We start from the raw sequence: 17979 nt of genomic DNA, 5'->3' as shown, positions 1-17979 counted from the left end.
CATATATTGTTCATTTAACTAGTCCCTACACAGCCAGAGTGGTAGAGAAGATCTGGCCTATATCATCAATGGCGATATGGCATTAGCCCTTGAAGAGTTAGGCGATTTCGAGGCGGCTGTGGCCAAATTCCAGCTCTCCTACAACTATTTCAAACAGCAAGGGATAGCTATAGAGGCGGCCGGGGTTTCGGTCAATATGGCCGGTTCACTATTGAAACTCGGGAGAGTCGAGGATGCCATAGCGGCACTGGAGCGTGCCAGACCCTTTATTACCGAGCAGCAGGGGGCATATTACAGCTTTATGCAACTCTATAGTGCCGAGGTACTGCTGCGCCAAGGGCATCCAGAACAAGCTATGGCACCACTGGCAAAAGCCGAAAAAAGTTTCAGGGATATCAATAATGACCGCGGCCTGGCCGAGCTCTACCTGCTCAAGAGCGAGGTATTTGCCGCCCAAGGACTATGGCAAGAGTCTACCAAGGTACTGAAATTATATATCTCCCTGCACTCTGAGCTGGACAACAAACTACAGTCTTATCGCACTACAGAGATGCGTACCCGTTTCAACGCCGACCGTATGGCCAAGGAGAACCAACGGCTGCTGGAAAGTGAACGTCTGAAAGAGCAAGAGGTACAGATACTGCGACAAAACCGTCTATTGCAGTTGGCGGTGCTGGTTCTTGCCAGCATCATCATCCTCATCACGGCGGTCATGGCCTTTAAGCAAACCCGCAAATCACGCCAGTTTCAAAAAATTGCCCACACAGACCACCTGACTCAGTTGGCTAACCGCCGCTACACCTACTACAAAGGTGAAACCTTATTCGACCAGGCATTGGCAACCGGTAAACCCTTATCTCTGATTCTCTTCGATGCCGATAACTTCAAGGATATCAATGATCAGTTTGGTCACGATGGTGGCGATAAGGTCTTGCAACATCTGGCAAGTCTGAGCCAAACCCTGATCCGCGAACAAGATCTGCTGGGGCGGATTGGCGGTGAAGAGTTTCTGTTGTTGTTACCGGAAACCGATAAGCAAGAGTGTTTTAAAATCGCCGAACGTCTGCGCCAGACCATAGCCCAATCTCACCCCGATGACATGAAAGATGGCCCCATGGTTACCATTAGTGTCGGCATTGCCACGCTGGATAAGGAAAAGGAGTTTGAAGAGCTTTTGAAATTGGCCGACGATGCCCTCTATTGTGCCAAGAATCGAGGTCGCAACCGGGTGGAAACCGCCTGATAGGCCAATCAGAGTCTCAGCAAATTATGGCGTACGCCACAATACTTCAGCTGGCTGTAGAGAAGGGTTAACGCCAAACCACTCATAATAGAGCGCGTCAAATTCACCATTTTGCTGCAACGTCAGCAGCGCCTTGTGCCAGGCTTCGACCCGCTCAGGAGCCGTACCGCCGGAGAACGCCAGATAAAGACGCAAGTGCGCCAATTCCAATACGGGACGCACCGCCGCCGGAGTTTGGTCCAACTGCCGCAAGACGTCCTGAACCGCGATATCCGCCTGGCACCAATAACGTACTCGCTTATGCAATAACTGTCTGGCCGAATATTGAGGAAAACTTGAGATCAACAACTGCTCATCCGGAACAGACTTCAACAACATCTGCGCCGGAGAGTTGCGGTAAAGGGCAATATTACCGGCTGCAACCGCCTGAGACAGATCTGCCGGGGTGAAATCATCATCCTCGCGGGCATAGAGCTGAATGCGGGTCTCGGCAATCGGGCCAACAAAATCAAATTCCGGCCGCCGTTGTTCATTGATGGAAGTGGCAAACAGCAAGACGTTGGGCTCCTGGTTCGCGATATTCATCGCCCGGGCCCAAGGCAATACTTCTATCACTGGATTGCTGTCGGTGGCTGCAACCCGGCGATATAATGCCCGCACCAGAGCCACCGCATAACCTTCGGCGTTACCATGACGCTCATAGCTCATAGGAGGCCAAGTTTCGGTCAAGAATCTCAGCTTAGGCAACTTATCCTCTGCAGGCCGAACATTGGCCAGGGCTAGGCTAGCAAGCGCACAACAGAACACTATCACGCAGCCCCTGAGCAAGGTGTCGATTCCCGGCATATTGTCTCCCAGTCAATTTCTTCAAGCATAGCACCGGCAAAGGCCGACATAGGCGTTTGCGGCAACTGTGAGCGATTCTGCTTTACTGATATAATCACCATTTTTGCCCGGTCAGCCTCTGTTCATGCCTATCCCCCAAGCGCCACAATTTGATCCCAACATGCTTGGCAAGCTTGCCCGCGACATAAAAGCCTGGGGTAAAGAACTGGGTTTTGCTCAAGTGGGGATCACAGATACAGATCTTCGCCGCGAAGAACCCAAACTACAGGACTGGCTCAATAAGGGCTATCACGGTGAAATGGGCTATATGGCCAGCCACGGCATGATGCGCGCTCGTCCGGCCGAGTTGCATCCCGGCACTTTGAGAGTCATCTCGGTACGGATGGACTACTTACCGCCAGAAGCGGGATTTGCCTTCAATCTCAAAGATCCCAACCTTGGCTACATCTCTCGCTATGCCGGTGGCCGCGACTATCACAAGCTGATGCGCAATCGCCTGAAAAAGTTGGGCGAGCGCATAGATGAAGCACTCAAAGCCCTGCAACTTGAAGGCAGTGGTTTTCGGCCCTTCGTCGACTCGGCTCCCATTCTGGAACGGCCGCTGGCAGAAAAGGCCGGGATCGGTTGGACAGGTAAACACTCACTGATCCTCAACCATGAGGCCGGCAGTTGGTTTTTCCTCGGCGAACTGCTGGTGAACCTGCCACTGCCTGTGGATGTTCCTATAGCCGAAGGCTGCAATACTTGCGTCGCCTGCATCACAAGTTGCCCAACCGGGGCCATAGTCGAGCCCTATGTCGTCGATGGACGCCGCTGTATATCCTACCTCACCATAGAGCTGGCCGGCAGCATTCCGCTGGAGTTTCGACCAATGCTCGGTAATCGCATCTATGGCTGCGATGACTGCCAGCTGGTATGCCCCATCAACCGCGCAGCCCCCTTGACCGCCGAGGCCGACTTTCATCTAAGGCCACAGCTGAAACAGCCCAAGCTACTGGAGCTGTTTGCTTGGAGTGAGACCGAGTTTTTGAAAAACACCGAAGGCAACGCCATCCGACGCATAGGCCATGAACGTTGGCTACGTAATATTGCGGTGGCGCTGGGCAATGCCCCCTGCAGCGAAGCCATAGTCGCCGCCCTGCAGGCACGACTGACAGATGCCTCGGAGCTGGTCGCCGAGCACATAACGTGGGCACTGGCGCAGCAGGCCGAGAAACTCAGCGGCAAGGACACAGCGCCCATTCCCGCCCGTAAGACGGGGCGCCTGATCCGGATAGTGGAAAAGGGTTTGCCAAGAGACGCCTGAAATCAGGCTTGATCCAGGGTAAAACCCACCTTGATGGTGACCTGCCAATGAGCGATGACACCGGCTTCCAGGTGGCCGCGGGTATCTATCACTTCAAACCAGCGCAGATTGTGCAGCGACTGGCTGGCGGCCTCAATGGCATTCTTGACCGCTTCATCTGAGCTGATGGGGGATGAACCTGTCAGTTCTATTATCTTGTACACATGGCTCATAAGGCTTCTCCTGAGAGTGGCAACATCCAAGTTTGCGTGCTGACCTGAGTATAGACAGAAATGCTCGATGGCATATTTTCCTCATTTTCTGTATATTTCTCAGATGGATAACCATAGGAAGAAATCAAGGGATTGCTATGCAATTAAAACATTCGGGTCCGGGGATCGCCTCATTTGCCACCAGCATTTTTAGCGGAATCACCCTGTTTATCATGCTTATTGTCGCCGGGGTTCTGGAGACGACCACACCGGGCGGCCTGGATGAAAACTCCGTCGAAGCGGTTCTTGTGGGCTTGATGCTGATCTTCATGATGCTGGTCTGCCTGGTATCGTTGGGATTGGGTATTGGTGGCCTGCTACAGAAAGAGCGCCAGAAAATTTTCGCCATACTGGGCACGACCTTCTCAAGCTTGATCATCCTGGGCACAGTTGGCCTGATCATGGTGGGAATGAGCATGGGTTAAGCCTTGGGCTCATTAACATCAAGATACCGTCAGGGGCGCAATGCGCCCCTGACGGCTTTTAGCCGAGTCGACGTCGCAACTCCCTGGTGGCATCGACCATGTTCTTCAAGGCTGGCTCGACTTCCTCCCAATTACGGGTCTTCAAGCCGCAATCCGGGTTGACCCAGAGCTGACGCAGAGGAATTTTCTGCGCCGCCTTTTCAATCAGGCTCACCATGGCCTCAACAGTTGGAATGTTGGGGGAGTGAATATCATAAACCCCGGGGCCGATTTCATTGGGGTAGTCAAAGTCTTCAAAGGCATTCAACAACTCCATCCGCGAGCGTGAGGTTTCTATAGTGATCACATCGGCATCCATGGCAGCAATTGCGGCAATAGTGTCGTTGAATTCGCTGTAACACATATGGGTATGGATCTGGGTCTCATCCCTGACACCGGCGGCGCTGAGTTTGAAGGCAGCCACAGCCCAATCGAGATAATAAGCCCAATCGCTGCGTTTGAGCGGCAAGCCCTCCCTAAAAGCCGGCTCATCAATCTGAATAATGCCTATGCCCGCCTGCTCCAATGCCACTACTTCATCGCGTATCGCCAGAGCCAACTGAGTCGCTATCTGCTCACGGCTGATATCCTCGCGGGCAAAGGACCAATGCAATAGGGTCACGGGACCGGTCAACATGCCTTTCACCGGCTTGTCGGTGAGACTCTGGGCATATTCGGCCCAGTCGACTGTCATCGCCTTGGGACAGGTCACATCGGCGTAGATCAGCGGTGGCTTAACGCAGCGGGAACCATAACTCTGCACCCAGCCATGTTTGGTAAAACCTACGCCGTCGAGCTGTTCACCAAAGTATTCCACCATGTCGTTGCGCTCGGCTTCACCGTGTACCAGCACATCTATTCCCAACTTGAGCTGCCGTTCTATGGTGTCCCGGGTCACCTGTTGCAGCTGCTCTGTGTACACAGCATCGTCCAACTCACCCTTGCGCCAGCGGCTACGCAGGTTACGAATGGCTGCCGTCTGCGGGAATGAACCTATGGTAGTCGTCGGCAACAAAGGCAACTTGAACCTGGCCTGCTGGGCTTGTCTGCGCACCTCAAACTCATGGTTTCGGTCGTAATCGGCCGCGCTCAGGGCATCGATTCTGGCACTGAGCTGTTGATTACGCCCCTGCGCCCTGGCCAAGCGCCGACTCCGGCAACGAGCCACCACGGCTTTGGCACTTTCAGTCTCAGGCGCCGCCAAAAGCGCCTTGAGCTCCTGCAACTCTTTGAGTTTTTGCCGGGCGAAGGCCAGTAGGCTCTTGAGCTCGGGCGCCAACGCGGTTTCCACTTCGAGATCCACCGGGGTATGCAACAGGGAGCAGGAAGTGGCGAGCCAGAGCCTGTCTCCCAGATCCCGCGCCAGTGGCGCCAACTGCTCGGCCACAAGATCCAGCTCGGCGGCCCAGACGTTACGGCCGTTGATCACCCCAACCGACAATACCTGTTCGGGCGCCAGTGCCCCGACAAAGGCCTGCAACTGCTCGGGCGCGGCGACCAGATCCAGGTGAATACCCGCCACCGGCAGTGCCGACAACAGACTTTGATGGTGAGCAACAGTGCCGTAATAGGTTGCCAGCAACAGCTTGAGCGGCGCCAACTCGAGCACGCCGTAGGCCTGATTGAAGGCCTGCTGCCAGTTGTCATCCAGCTCGAGTGCCAGCGCGGGTTCATCCAGTTGCACCCATTCAACCCCCTGGGCGGCAAAGCGGGCCAGAATGGCTTGATAACATTGCAGCAGCGCCGGCAGCAGTGTCAAACGGTCGAACTCTGAGCCCACTGTCTTGGACAGATACAGGAAAGTGACCGGCCCCAGCAGTACCGGCTTGGCGGTGTGGCCCAGCGCCTGAGCCTCGGTCACCTCTTCAAACAACTGTTCCCAAGCGATATCGAAGCGTTGATCTTCGCTAAGCTCCGGCACCAGATAATGGTAGTTAGTGTTGAAGTACTTGGTCATTTCTGACGCCTGGGCCTCCTTACCGCTAGGGGCTCGGCCACGGGCAATCCGGAACAGAGTATCGAGATTGACTGCGCCGCCGTCACGGTGACGCTCGGGAATGACTCCCAGAGTCGCACTCAGGGTCAGCACCTGATCATAGTAAGCAAAGTCACCGACCGGCAACAGCGCCACCCCGGCATCGGCCTGCCACTGCCAGTGGGTACGCCTAAGCTCCTTGGCAACACTCTGTAGTTCGGCTTGGCTGGACTCTCCACGCCAATACTTTTCTAGGGCGAACTTGAGCTCGCGGCGACGTCCGATACGGGGAAAGCCAAGACTGTTTAACTGCATAGTGTATTCCATCCTTTATAAAAACATGCGGCAAATGACTGGTGACGCCGGAATACAATAAATAGACATGGGCGTCTGGACGTCTAGAAGTTTATTGTGTTAGTCTCAACACAGGCAACCGAATTGAATTCAAGGGCAACATGAGCGGCATTCATGTGGAGAGGAAATGATAGAGCTGAGACACCTTCGTACTCTGATAGCACTGAAAGAAAGTGGCAGTCTGGCCGGCGCGGCGAAGAAACGTTTTGTCACCCAGTCGGCGCTGTCACATCAGATTAAAGAGTTGGAGACCCGAATTAACTCCCAGGTATTTGTTCGCAAAAGCAAGCCTCTGACCTTCACGCTGGAAGGCAGTCGCCTGCTGACCCTGGCAGAAGAGATACTGCCACGGGTACAGGAGACTGAGTCGGTACTCAAACGAGGCCTGGCCGTTAGCAGCGGCCCGTTAAAGGTTGGCATCGAATGCCACAGCTGTTTTCGCTGGCTGATGCCCGTGATGGAGGCCTTTCATCAGTCTTATCCGGATGCCAACCTGGATCTCTCCAGCCGCCACCTGTTCGACTCACTCAATGCACTGGAAACCGGTGAGCTGGATATAGTGCTGACCTCAGATCCTGTGCCCGGTCATGCCCTTGCCTATCAGCATCTATTTGATTTTGAAGTGAGACTGGTGATGGCCAAAGATCATCCGCTGGCGGGAAACAAGTATATTCTGCCGCAGCAATTAGCCGGGGAAGCTATCATCAGTTATCCGGTACCGCTGGAAAGGCTGGATATTTTCCGTCACTTCCTCGAACCGGCTGGGGTGGTGCCCGGCCCACAAAAACGCTGCGATCTCACCAATGTGTTGCTGCAACGCATCGCCTGTAAGGAAGGGGTTGCGGCCTTGCCCAACTGGTCACTGACCGAGGCCCAGGGCTTGAGCCTGACCTCGGTGAAACTGGGACAAGAGGGCCTGAAACGGCCGCTGTTCGGTGCCTACCGCCGCGACAGCAGCAATAGAGTGCAGCTGCAAAGGCTGCTGGAGTTGATTGCCAAAGAGGGATTACTGCGCCAGGACAGACACTGACTGGGCGGCTGCCACCGTCACTGATAGTCGGCGGCAGTCAAAAAGCATTTAGAGAGGATTCAGCAGCAGGCCGCGCTGCGACAATACCCTTCTCAGTACTAGTCCGGGTGAATTGGGATCCCGGGTCTGTCTCAGGTTATGGGCGACCATAAACTCGCTTTGCAGCTCATCATCCAACCCCAGAGATTCAAAAGCTTCCACCGTCAGCGTCTGCTGCTGGGTATCTATCAGGGTCTTGATAATGCCCAGCGGGAAGCACTGCTCGGCTTCGGCGTTGAGATAGGCAAACGCTGTCAGGGCAATGATCTGACCAAAGACGCTGAACAGCGCCAGAGTCTGCACTTCATCCGCGTCTATCTGCACCCCTTGCATCTGATGCAGGCTGTCTACCGACTCGGTCGCCACAGACTCGGTCAGGCGCCAATAGCCCAGAACCAGTTTACGATAAGGCTGCGGCAGTTCATCGAGCCGCTCCTTGAGATAAAAGCTAAAGGCATAACGGTAGATATTGACCTGTCCCAGACGCACCAAGGCATCCTTGAGGCTGCGGTTGGGCTGGACTGAAGGTGAAAGCGCGTTATTGCTGCGCCACAGCAGATGGGCTGCCAGCGCGGGATCGGTCGCGACTATATCGATCACATTGCGAATATCGCCATCCGCAATAATGGCCTTCTTAAGCGGGATCAGGATGCCGCGACGCCCTATCACCTGCTCTTCGTTGGCAATAATGGCACGCACTTGAGTAAAAACCTGCTGCTCAAGATCTGTCATGTGATTCTTTAAACCTGTTGTTATTTATTATGGAGGCACTATTGCCACTTATTATGGCAGAGAATTTACCCATAAAATGTCCTACAGGGTCAAGTTCAATCGATAATTAGCCTGGTTTTTGCTAAATAGAATCAAAAAGTAGCATCAAAAAGCGCCCGCCTCCTGCAGCCTGGTGAAGATGGCTTGTGCCAAACGCGAATACCCCTGTTGATTGAGATGCACAGTATCTGACTTGAGCTCGTTTGAACGCAGCAGCTCAGACAGAGTATCTTCCAGCAAGATGGCGCCGTGCTTGTCGGCCAGTTCGGCATACAAAGGCAGGGGCGACAGCAATAAATTCTTTTGCGGCACAGCCAGCAGCACTACCGGAATTTGCCGCACCTTGGCCTCAAGTAACATGGCCTCAATGTTTTGCGCCAATTGTGCCTGGCTGCGGCCGCGGAGAATATCGTTACCGCCTTCGAGCAAAATAAGCAGATCCGGCTTGGTTTCGTCCAGCAGTGCCGGCAAACGCTCAAGCCCGGCAGCAGATTGCTCACCGGAAATCCCGGCGTTGATTACCTCACAACGGCACAACTCGGCCAGACGACTGGGATAATCCTGCCCGGCCTTGGCACCAACACCTTGGGTCAAGCTGTCACCGAAGGCCAGCAGTTTGCCATTGCTGCCGATATAAGCCAGCTTGGGCTCGGAGCAAGCCAGCAAAAACAGCGACAACAGGGCTATGACCACGCCTCTCAAACCATAGCTAAAATCAGCTTTCATATTTCGGCTCTTGCCTCCTTGTCGGTGCTCGAAAAAGCCCAGGTTCTAAACTACAACCGATAGAAATACGGGCAGAAAAAAGCCGGGAAACCCCGGCTTTCTATGCTATCAGAAGCGATAGCTGACGCTGAATCTCAGCGCACGGCCGCTACCCGAGTAATAACCATCGCCCCAGGTACTGAAATAACCTGAGCTGGCGTATTGCTTGTCAAACAGGTTGTCGACCCTCAGGCTGGCAAGCCAGGCATCACGGCTGTAGTTGAGGGCGATATTCCCCAGCCAGTAGCTGTCCAGTTTATCGTGCTGGTTGCCATTGTCACCCTCCATATATCTGTCGCCCAGATACTGGCCCTCGACAAACAGCTGCCAGTGCTGACCAAAGTCCACACTGGTGTAGACACGCCCTGAATGCTCGGCCACCCAGGAGAGAGATTTGCCTTTGTTGGCGCCTTCTGTAAATTCGGCATCGATATAGTTGTACTCAAGTCCCAACTGCAGCATCTCATTGAGCTGCCAGTCCCAGTCGAGGCTGGCGCCATAACGGCGGGAGGCATCGGCATTGACGTTGGCGCCGGGGAAAGCACCGCCGATAGGCATATCGGCACTGGGATCAAAAACAATTTCATCTTCCAGCGACAGCCGGTACAGGTTCAAACGCAGGCTCTGGTTGCTCAAGGTCCAATCCCAGCCGGCTTCAATGGAACGGCCGGTCTGCGGCTTGAGACCGACGACTGTTGGCGGCGTATAAGCTTGCTCATCGACCTTGGCGAAACGGAAGCTCTCATCACCGCGAAGATAGAATCTGTGGCCTTCCAGCGGCCGATAGTTGAGCCCCAACTCGAGCGCGTGAGCATCTTCATCCAAATCTATGCCATTGGGGTAAATCTGACCGTCCTTGAGTTCATCCTTGACCTTGGCATAACGCCCGCCCACCACATAGCTCAGGCTGTTGGTCAGCGGCACATTGGCCTGCAGATAGGTGCTGGTCATGGTTTGGGTGTTACTGCGCTGCATATAACTGAGATCGAACTCGGTTTCACCCCGTTGAATATCTGCACCTATGACTATGCTCAGTTCACCATTGCGGGTCAGATAACGCCCCAGTGCCTTGGGATTGAATTCCAACAGCGAGCGCTCGTTCCGACCTGGGCTGCCATAGCTGACACTGGACACCAAAGTATCACTGTAGTTGAGGTCCGCAACCAGAGCCCAGTTGGCGTGTACTTGACGCTGAATATGACCACGCCAGGCGGAAGTCATCTCATGGTTGTAATCACCCGGCGTCGATGTCGCCTGGCGTGGGTCGGCTTCAAACTGAGCCAGGGTCAGTGAGCCTGGAGTCTGGCGCTTGTTATCGTAGTAACTGCCTTCGACAAAGAAGTTGGTCGACTCTGAATCATATTGCAAACGCCCCAGCACAGAACCGGTTTCATTGGCATTGTTTCTACGGTAGTTGTCGCTTTCGTTATAAGCAGCAGCCAAATAGTAACGCCAGTTGTCATTGATGGCGCCGGACAGATCCCCACGACCTTCGTAGGTGTCAAAACTGCCACCAGAGAGGGTCAGGTTGCCACCGCTGGCACTGGGCGCCTTGGTGATAATATTGATCACCCCGCCGACGGCCTGATCGCCATAGAGCACTCCGGCGCTGCCGGAAAGGATCTCTACTCTTTCAATCTGATTGACCGCAATGGCACTCAGGCTGGGGGCGGCAATATCGATATTGTTGAGTCGGCGACCATCTATCAGTATCAGGGTGTTATTCACCGCCTGGCTGGCAGAAAAACCGCGCATCGCCAGCACGGGCCCTGAGTTATTGTCCGATATTTGAATGCCACTGCGGCCACGCAGCAACTCGCTCAGATTACTGGCACCGCTTTGCTGAATATCGGCGGCATCTATTACTGCAACATTGGCGGCAATATTGAGCGGCGTGTCATCCTGACGGCCAATGACCACCAGATGTTCATCCACGGCCTGGGTTGTAGCACTCGCCATGACGGGAACTGAGGTAAATGCACCGCAAAGCAGCGCGAGGTGATTTAGTTTGAAACCCATTTTCCTTTGACTCCTGAAAGGGAAACGGGGCAAGAGTGCCACGGCAGGGAGAGCCCCTTGGCTGCCGCATTTCGAGATCTGCCCACCGAAATCATCGAAATACCTCCAGGGCCGGTCTCCGGACTTTGGCTATGCGGTTGACCGCGCGAGACCCGACTTTTATGACGCCACTTGGGCGCGCCTGTCTCTCACCATTTACCGTTGCGGGGGCAGTGCCGGATTCTCACCGGCTTCCCGATTATCCCCGGTCTTTCATTCCGGGGCACCACGAGAGGTTGACTGAAATACTGTGCTGTCATTCCCGGCCTGACCGAGAGCGGGCATTATAGACGTCTATATGGATGAATGTCTAATTTTGACGACGACTGACCGCCGCAGATTAACCCTGAAAACAAAAAGGGAGCCGAGGCTCCCTTTCCATTATCTTAACCCAGCTCTTTGGGGTTACTGCCAAAGCGGTTGTCCCCCACTTCGCTGTCCTGGCAGTAGAAGACCAGCAACACTATCCAACCTATGATAGGGATAAATGCCAACAACTGCCACCAACCACTGCGGTCAGTGTCGTGCAGACGACGCGCGGCAACCGCAATAGAGGGCAACAACAGGCCCAAAGAATAAATCAGCCCCAGCACTGTGGTACCCAGCGCATAGTCAATAGCACTGACAACCAGGCTGAAAATGATATAGAACAGAGTGAACATCCAGTATTCTGTCCGACGGGCCCGACCGGTAAAGTCGGCGTATTTTTTGATGGCTCCGATGAAATGTTCCATGTTTTCTCCCAATAACAGATCCAAGATCCGATAACGCCGCACCAATTATTGAATGGCTTAAGGCGACCAAAGTTTCATCAGAGTTTCTTACTCCCTGAAACAGCAAACAATTTTAACATACCTGAATGAACTGCAAAGTGACAGAAAAGAGATCTGGCTTGCATCAATTGTGAAATCAGAGATATCTCACCCCGGCAGTCGTCATTGGTTTACAAATATCGCCATATCCATAGCCATACATAGCCAGCCGACGCTTTTTCATCTTATCTGCTCAGCGTAAAACCGCGGCTGGCGGCCAGCGCCTGGATATCGGTTTCAATCTGTGCCAACTGTGCCTGGCGCTTTCGACCGATTGCCCCCGAGTTAGACTTGGATGCCAGACTGCTGAGAATATTGCGCCAATATGGCACTTGTTTTTTACGCTGTTTACGGCTCAAAGGATTGAGTGGCGGCTGCCCGGCGAGCGCCTTGAGTAAGGCTGCAGCCGCGCCGCGCCAAACATCTGGCAGTGATTCCAGGTTATTCAAAAGCCAGCCAAGGCATACCAAGCGACTCACTTCGGTGTGGATAAATCCGTTGTCACCCAAAGGCATTTGCCGCCCCAATAACAAGGCGTTGAATTGCCCCTGAATTTCAGTGTTCCAAGGTTTGCGTTGCAGCTCGGCCAGGTGCTGAGAGAATACCATCTTCGCCAGTTCATGCTCAGTAAACAGGCTGCGAATGCCATCGAGCAGTGCCAGAGTAAACTCAGGGTAACGACGACCGAGAGTCCATTGCAATGAAAGCCCGAGAACCGAGCTTTCCCAGATCTCTTCTCTTTTATTTGGCGACTCCCACTTGAGACAAACGGGAACAAACCAGGCAAGAAAACGCGTCTGCCATTCAGGTCTGGCGGCGATATAGCCAAGGGCCTGCTGCCCCAAATAGCAACTGGCCGGGCTGGCCCGATTGGCTTCAAGAAATGCCAGTAACTCGGCGGGATTATCGGCCTCCGCCAACGGCTCAAGCCGTGGAGAGAGTCGCTCTCTGGCCAGGAAAAAGCGCAAACATTGACCCGTTTTGGTCAAAGTCCAACCGCCTAGCGCCAACATAGGCAACGCCAATAGAATACCCAACAGTTCGTGCCAGGTATTTTGCTGCTCTCGATGATAGCGGATATCGGTGCGCACTATGCCGGGCTCCTCAGGCAAATACCAAAGGGCCACAGCCTCACCGACGCTTCTCGAGTCGCAAAACAGGCCTGGGGGATTCCAGATATAATGCTCACTGCCGTTAGGCAACTGATAATGCACCTGGCAATCCCACTCATAACGGCCGACGCCCCAGCGCCCCGGGGGCACATATTGTTGAGCACGCCGGGCGATATAACCTTGGGTCTCGGCGCCTCGCTCGAGCAGGATATTCACTTCCTGCCAGGATTGAACACTGTCCTTGACGAAATAAAGCCCGAGGGCCGAGAACATCCCTCCGGCAATCGCAAAAGAGCCGATAAAAGCCAGGTCTTTCCAAATTGCCCGTATCTTTCCCACCGGGCCTCCTTTGATTCAATCCTTTAAGGCCGCGGATTGTAGCAGATTTCAGCAATCAGTTGAGGAGCACTTCACAGTTTGCCACCCGTTTCTGCGCGCGCCAAAGAGTCATGCTATGCTCGGGCAAATTGCTAAAGGAGTAACAGCATGAAACGCCCTATCATTCTCGACTGCGATCCCGGCCATGATGATGCCATCGCCTTGATCTTGGCCCTGGCTAACCCTGAGCTGGATCTGCTGGCCGTGACCACCAGCGCCGGTAACCAAACCCAGGAAAAAACACTCAACAACGCCATGCGAGTGCTTACTCTGCTGGGCAGAACCGATATTCCTGTGGCCAGCGGTGCCCCCAAGCCTTTGGCAAGAGAGCTGATCATTGCCGACAATGTTCACGGTGAATCCGGGCTCGATGGCCCAGAACTGCCGGATCCCGCCTTTGAACCTCAGCCGATGATGGCCTGGGAACTGATGGCCGAAAAAATCCGTCAAAGCAGCCAGCCGGTGACTCTGGTGCCAACGGGCCCCTTGACCAATATCGCGATTTTCCTGAGCGCCTATCCCGAACTCAAATCCCGTATTGAGCAGATAGTGCTGATGGGCGGCGCCGCCGGTGTCGGTAACTGGACCCCGGCCGCCGAATTCAACATTTTTGTTGATCCGGAAGCGGCCGACATGGTGTTCAAGTCAGGTATCCCCATCGTCATGGCCGGTCTGGACGTGACCCATGAGGCGCAGATCATGGAAGAGGATGTAGCCCGTTTCCGCGCCATTCCCAATAAGGTTGCCAAGTGTGTGGCCGATCTGTTGGAATTCTTTGTTATCTACCACAAGGATCCCAAGTGGGGCTTTGATGGCGCGCCGCTGCATGACCCTTGCACCATAGCCTGGCTGCTCAAGCCTGAGTTGTTCATCGGCTTGGACTGCCATGTGGCCATCGAAACCCAGAGCGAGCTGACTGTAGGGATGACGGTTGTCGACCGCTATCACCTGACCGGCAAGCCCGCCAACGCCAAGGTGCTGATGCATCTGGATCGTGAAGGCTTTGTGGATCTGCTGGTTGAAAGCCTCTACGCCTATCAGGATTAATACATGAGTAGACTAGTGATAATCGGCAGTGCCAACGCCGATCATGTGATGGAATTCAGTCACCTGCCCGAACCAGGGCAAACACTGATGAGCCGCAGTTACCGATTGGAGCATGGCGGCAAAGGGGCCAATCAGGCAGTCGCCGTCGCCAGACTGGCACAGCCTGGCACCCGAGTGGACTTTATCTGCCATCTTGGAGACGACGCCATTGCCGATACCATGATCAAGAGTTGGTTGGACGATGGCATTCACCCTCAAGGCTTGAACAAAGTACCGGCAATGGCAACCGGCAGCGCAATGATTTTCATCGGCGATAACGGTGAAAACTGTATCGGGGTGGCCGCCGGTGCCAACGCCAGCCTTAAACCTGAAGATGTTCACTGTCATCAAGAGCTGTTCGAAGGCGCCAGTTACCTGCTGGCACAGCTGGAAACACCGCTGGAATCGGTTAAAACCGCGCTGCAACTGGCCAAGCAACAAGGCACAGTGACTATTCTCAACCCGGCCCCCGCCACTAAGCTGGCTGACGATATGCTGGCCTTGGTGGATATCATCACTCCCAACGAGACCGAGGCCGAAGCCCTTACCGGTATTAAGGTGGAAGATGAAGCCGGAGCTGCCAAAGCCGCAGCCGCTCTGCAAGCCAAAGGGGTGGGCGCCGTGGTGATCACCCTCGGCAGCCGCGGCGCCTATGTGCGTCACCCCGAGTTTGAGGGCCTAGTGCCTAGCTACCCGGTCAAGGTACTTGATACTGTAGCCGCTGGGGACACCTTCAACGGTGCCATGATGGTGGCCTTAAGTGAAGGGCTGGTCATGGAGCAAGCTGTGGATTTTGCCAATAAGGCCGCTTCCATAGCCGTGACCCGTCATGGCGCCCAGCGTGGTATTCCCTACCGCCGCGAGCTGTAATCAAGCCATTACCAACACAAAAAACGGGAGTCCTAGACTCCCGTTTTTTATGCTGGCTGCCAGTCAAATTATTTGCCTGAGTTGGCCTCTCTGTGGGCCTGAAGCTTGGTGGCGAACTCCTGCTGCAGCTGCTCCATCTTAGGCAGCAACCCCTGGCTCAATGATTGAGTCACCATCATCGACTCCTGCATCACGGCCGGCATCTTAGCGACCATGGAGCGCCCTGTATCACTGGCATAAAACGCCAGCATATCGGCAATTTCCTTGTCGCTGTAGTGCTTGACATAGATATCGGTCAACGGCTGCTTCAGCTTATCCCAGCCCAGCTCCTGCTTGAAGATCTGCGTACTCTTACGGGCGAACTCTTCAAATAAAGGCTTTTCACTCTCCTTGATATTGAACTGCTGTTGCATGCCCAAAATCATCATTTCCATCTGGGTATAAGCCGTGTCCATCATGGAATCCATCTGCATTTCCAGCAGCAACTGCTCCACCTGAGCCCGGCGAGCGCCGTCATCGGCCAACACCAAAGGGCTTGTGAGCAATATGCCGCCCAGAACAAGAGATGACCAAAAACCAGGACCTTTCATGAGTGCCTCCGTGGCAAGTATTGATTCGGCTGCCAGTCTATCACAGTCACCCCCGCTGTCACCCGCAAGCAAAGTTGCAGCCAGCCAAATCGTGAGATTAATTCTCATTTAATGAAGATGCCGTTATGATGGATTCAGGCGGGAGCCTGCGGGGCTCTCGTGCTGTCGAGAGAAACATCGACCCTAAAAACATAAAAAGGAATTGAAAATGAATAAGTTAACCAAGAGACTCGCGGGTATTGCCCTGTTGGGAGCTGGTGCCGTTATCAGTAGCACTGCCAGCGCCGACGAATGCAGCCTAACCATCACAGCCAACGATGCGATGCAATTTGATACCAAGGAACTCAGCGTTCCTGCCAGTTGCAAGACGGTAGAACTGACATTGACTCATTCCGGCACCCTGCCCGTGACAGCCATGGGCCATAACTGGGTTCTGAGCAAGAGCGCCGACATGCAGGGCATTGCCACCGATGGTATGGCAGCAGGCGCCGATGCCGCCTATGTCAAAGCCGGTGACGAGCGGGTGATTGCCCACACTCCTCTAGTTGGTGGCGGCGAATCTGTCAGCATCAGCTTCAGCACCGAAGGCATGACACAAGAAGAAAGCTACAACTTCTTCTGCTCCTTCCCTGGCCACTGGGCCGTGATGCAGGGCAGCTTCAGCATCAAAGGCTAAGCCCACGCGCTTTGGGCCCGAATGAGGGCCCAAAGAAACATTCCCTTTCCCATAGTTAGACGTCCAATAGCCGCCTTTTGGCCAAGTGAGTCCTGGAACCCTGTGACGACTTGCCTGTCTTGGCCTTATGGATGAAAGCATCTATCACTATCGGCTTGGTTTCCAGCCATGGTGTGCCCCATCTCCTGCGGTGAGCTTTCGCACAGGCAGCCCTGTGACTCGGGCGAATGTTGCGAAGCGACAAGTTCATGAGCGCGCGCCAAAGAAGGTGAGCAGGCCGTTAATTGCTCAATTACCATTAAACAGGAAGATGGCTATTTGTCGACTTTCTACGGATGACAGACACAGCGTCACTGGGTAGAGTAGATAGTGAGACTTGAGCCTGAGTTGGCTAGGCATTATCTGAAGGAGAGAGCTTATGTTGGGCGAAAACCATGCGCTGATCCTGGAGTTTCCGGAATACAAACAAAAAATTCAACAACTAGGGGAAAACGATCCGCACTTTAGTGAGCTGGCGACCGAGTATCAGACTCTCGACCTTGAGATCCGCGGCCTGGAAGAAAACTGTGTTCCTACGGCAGAAGAACGTTTCAGCCAATTGACATTGCGCCGTGCCGAACTCAAGTCCTGGCTTTATCAACAGCTATTGCGCTGAGCATTACTCGGCGCCAAGGCAGAGAAACTTAAGTCCCGGATAACGCTGAAAACAACCAGGGCACCGTGGCATTTAACCCAGCGGAGCCCCGTCTGCTGATCCAGCATTCAGTCACCTGAGCTTAGAGCCTATCCAACTGCAGAGCGTTGGCAAACGCTTGCAGTTCACTGACTTTAACCCCTTCCCCCGAGAGAGTGAACATAGCGTTACCATTGACTATCACAGTCAGCTCAGCCTCACCGGATTCTGTACTGAGCATGGCGTTGTGCCCCTGAACCTTGACCAGCTTGCCACCACTCATGGCAATCATGGAAGGATTGGTCAGCATGGCCATAACAGATTGCAGCAAGGGAGAATCCAGTACCAGTTCTATCTCCAACTGTGCACTGTCTTCTTTGTAATAGTGGCGACTGGCATTGATGCCGCCACCCAACATCATGCCACCGCTATCACTGGAAGGCTCGTCGGCTTGCCAGCCCGGCAATGGTTCGGGAAATACCCCCACCACTTCCGCGGCCCGCTGCTGACGAATAAGGGTTGCGGCATAATCCAGCTGCGAACTGGCCTGGCTCAACTCGCCCTTGCGATAGTGTTGTAACCCGGCCTCAATGGCTTCGGCTACAACAGGATCCTCGGCCGCCTGCAGCGGCGCCGCCAATGCCAATGAGGCAACAAGTAATAGATTTGAAGGTTTCATT

General features: G+C 54.2%; 18 protein-coding genes and 1 riboswitch. Of the genes, 8 read left to right on the top strand and 10 right to left on the bottom strand.

Annotation, left to right across the window (positions count from 1 at the left end; all coding sequences use genetic code 11):
* Positions 1-76: 76 nt before the first annotated feature.
* The gene (locus K5621_RS04505; protein ID WP_221050545.1) at positions 77-1243 is read left to right on the top strand and encodes a GGDEF domain-containing protein; all 1167 of its coding nucleotides are present in this window, start codon (positions 77-79) and stop codon (positions 1241-1243) included.
* A gap of 24 nt (positions 1244-1267) precedes the next feature.
* Here the strand turns inward: K5621_RS04505 and K5621_RS04500 are convergent, their stop codons facing one another.
* Positions 1268-2089 carry a substrate-binding periplasmic protein gene (locus K5621_RS04500; RefSeq protein ID WP_221050544.1) on the bottom strand — a complete coding sequence of 274 codons (822 nt, stop codon included), beginning with the start codon at positions 2087-2089 and terminating at the stop codon, positions 1268-1270.
* Positions 2090-2213: 124 nt separating this feature from the next.
* Here K5621_RS04500 and queG point away from each other — a divergent pair, with 124 nt between their 5' ends.
* Positions 2214-3395: a tRNA epoxyqueuosine(34) reductase QueG gene (gene queG, locus K5621_RS04495; RefSeq protein WP_221050543.1), complete on the top strand. Its 1182-nt coding sequence runs from the start codon at positions 2214-2216 to the stop codon at positions 3393-3395.
* 2 nt (positions 3396-3397) lie between these two features.
* Here queG and K5621_RS04490 read toward each other — a convergent pair whose 3' ends face one another.
* Positions 3398-3607, bottom strand: coding sequence for a dodecin (locus tag K5621_RS04490; protein WP_221050542.1), 210 nt, complete (start codon positions 3605-3607; stop codon positions 3398-3400).
* A gap of 137 nt (positions 3608-3744) precedes the next feature.
* On the opposite strand from K5621_RS04490, the gene K5621_RS04485 reads away from it, so the two are divergent.
* The gene (locus K5621_RS04485) at positions 3745-4071 is read left to right on the top strand and encodes a hypothetical protein (RefSeq protein WP_100142598.1); all 327 of its coding nucleotides are present in this window, start codon (positions 3745-3747) and stop codon (positions 4069-4071) included.
* 58 nt (positions 4072-4129) lie between these two features.
* Here K5621_RS04485 and metE read toward each other — a convergent pair whose 3' ends face one another.
* The gene (gene metE / locus K5621_RS04480; protein WP_221050541.1) at positions 4130-6400 is read right to left on the bottom strand and encodes a 5-methyltetrahydropteroyltriglutamate--homocysteine S-methyltransferase; all 2271 of its coding nucleotides are present in this window, start codon (positions 6398-6400) and stop codon (positions 4130-4132) included.
* Positions 6401-6566: 166 nt separating this feature from the next.
* Here metE and K5621_RS04475 point away from each other — a divergent pair, with 166 nt between their 5' ends.
* Complete coding sequence (locus K5621_RS04475) at positions 6567-7469, top strand: LysR family transcriptional regulator (RefSeq protein ID WP_221050540.1); 903 nt, start codon at positions 6567-6569, stop codon at positions 7467-7469.
* Positions 7470-7517: 48 nt separating this feature from the next.
* Here the strand turns inward: K5621_RS04475 and K5621_RS04470 are convergent, their stop codons facing one another.
* From K5621_RS04470 to K5621_RS04450, 5 genes are all read right to left on the bottom strand, one after another.
* On the bottom strand, positions 7518-8240 hold the full coding sequence (locus K5621_RS04470) for an HDOD domain-containing protein (RefSeq protein ID WP_123116846.1): 723 nt from the start codon (positions 8238-8240) through the stop codon (positions 7518-7520).
* Between the two features lie 144 nt (positions 8241-8384).
* Complete coding sequence (locus K5621_RS04465) at positions 8385-9005, bottom strand: GDSL-type esterase/lipase family protein (RefSeq protein WP_221050539.1); 621 nt, start codon at positions 9003-9005, stop codon at positions 8385-8387.
* Between the two features lie 108 nt (positions 9006-9113).
* A complete protein-coding gene (locus K5621_RS04460; protein WP_100142594.1) occupies positions 9114-11063 on the bottom strand; it encodes a TonB-dependent receptor in 1950 nt (649 codons plus the stop codon).
* Positions 11064-11155: 92 nt separating this feature from the next.
* A riboswitch (cobalamin riboswitch) is annotated at positions 11156-11348 on the bottom strand.
* A gap of 140 nt (positions 11349-11488) precedes the next feature.
* Positions 11489-11836, bottom strand: coding sequence for a DUF805 domain-containing protein (locus K5621_RS04455; RefSeq protein WP_025009034.1), 348 nt, complete (start codon positions 11834-11836; stop codon positions 11489-11491).
* Between the two features lie 263 nt (positions 11837-12099).
* Entirely contained in the window at positions 12100-13365 is a 1266-nt protein-coding gene (locus K5621_RS04450) for a DUF3592 domain-containing protein (RefSeq protein WP_221050538.1), read from the bottom strand.
* A 147-nt stretch (positions 13366-13512) separates the two neighbouring features.
* On the opposite strand from K5621_RS04450, the gene rihA reads away from it, so the two are divergent.
* Together rihA and rbsK are read left to right on the top strand one after the other, a co-directional pair.
* Positions 13513-14451 (top strand): pyrimidine-specific ribonucleoside hydrolase RihA, encoded by a 939-nt coding sequence (gene rihA / locus K5621_RS04445; protein WP_100142591.1) that lies wholly within the window; start codon positions 13513-13515, stop codon positions 14449-14451.
* Between the two features lie 3 nt (positions 14452-14454).
* Positions 14455-15360 carry a ribokinase gene (rbsK, locus tag K5621_RS04440; RefSeq protein ID WP_221050537.1) on the top strand — a complete coding sequence of 302 codons (906 nt, stop codon included), beginning with the start codon at positions 14455-14457 and terminating at the stop codon, positions 15358-15360.
* Between the two features lie 68 nt (positions 15361-15428).
* Here the strand turns inward: rbsK and K5621_RS04435 are convergent, their stop codons facing one another.
* Positions 15429-15950 carry a DUF2059 domain-containing protein gene (locus tag K5621_RS04435; protein WP_221050536.1) on the bottom strand — a complete coding sequence of 174 codons (522 nt, stop codon included), beginning with the start codon at positions 15948-15950 and terminating at the stop codon, positions 15429-15431.
* A 208-nt stretch (positions 15951-16158) separates the two neighbouring features.
* Here K5621_RS04435 and azu point away from each other — a divergent pair, with 208 nt between their 5' ends.
* The gene (gene azu / locus K5621_RS04430) at positions 16159-16626 is read left to right on the top strand and encodes an azurin (RefSeq protein WP_100142588.1); all 468 of its coding nucleotides are present in this window, start codon (positions 16159-16161) and stop codon (positions 16624-16626) included.
* 418 nt (positions 16627-17044) lie between these two features.
* Entirely contained in the window at positions 17045-17281 is a 237-nt protein-coding gene (locus K5621_RS04425) for an HP1242/YdcH family protein (RefSeq protein WP_100142587.1), read from the top strand.
* 121 nt (positions 17282-17402) lie between these two features.
* On the opposite strand, the gene K5621_RS04420 is transcribed toward K5621_RS04425, so the two are convergent.
* The gene (locus K5621_RS04420) at positions 17403-17978 is read right to left on the bottom strand and encodes a hypothetical protein (RefSeq protein ID WP_221050535.1); all 576 of its coding nucleotides are present in this window, start codon (positions 17976-17978) and stop codon (positions 17403-17405) included.
* Position 17979: the final 1 nt, after the last annotated feature.

The sequence above is a fragment of the Shewanella carassii genome, assembly GCF_019670705.1.
GTDB classification, from domain to species: Bacteria; Pseudomonadota; Gammaproteobacteria; order Enterobacterales; family Shewanellaceae; genus Shewanella; species Shewanella carassii.
The sequence above is the reverse complement of the archived record's forward strand: the minus strand, read 5'-3'. Positions and strand labels throughout refer to the sequence as shown.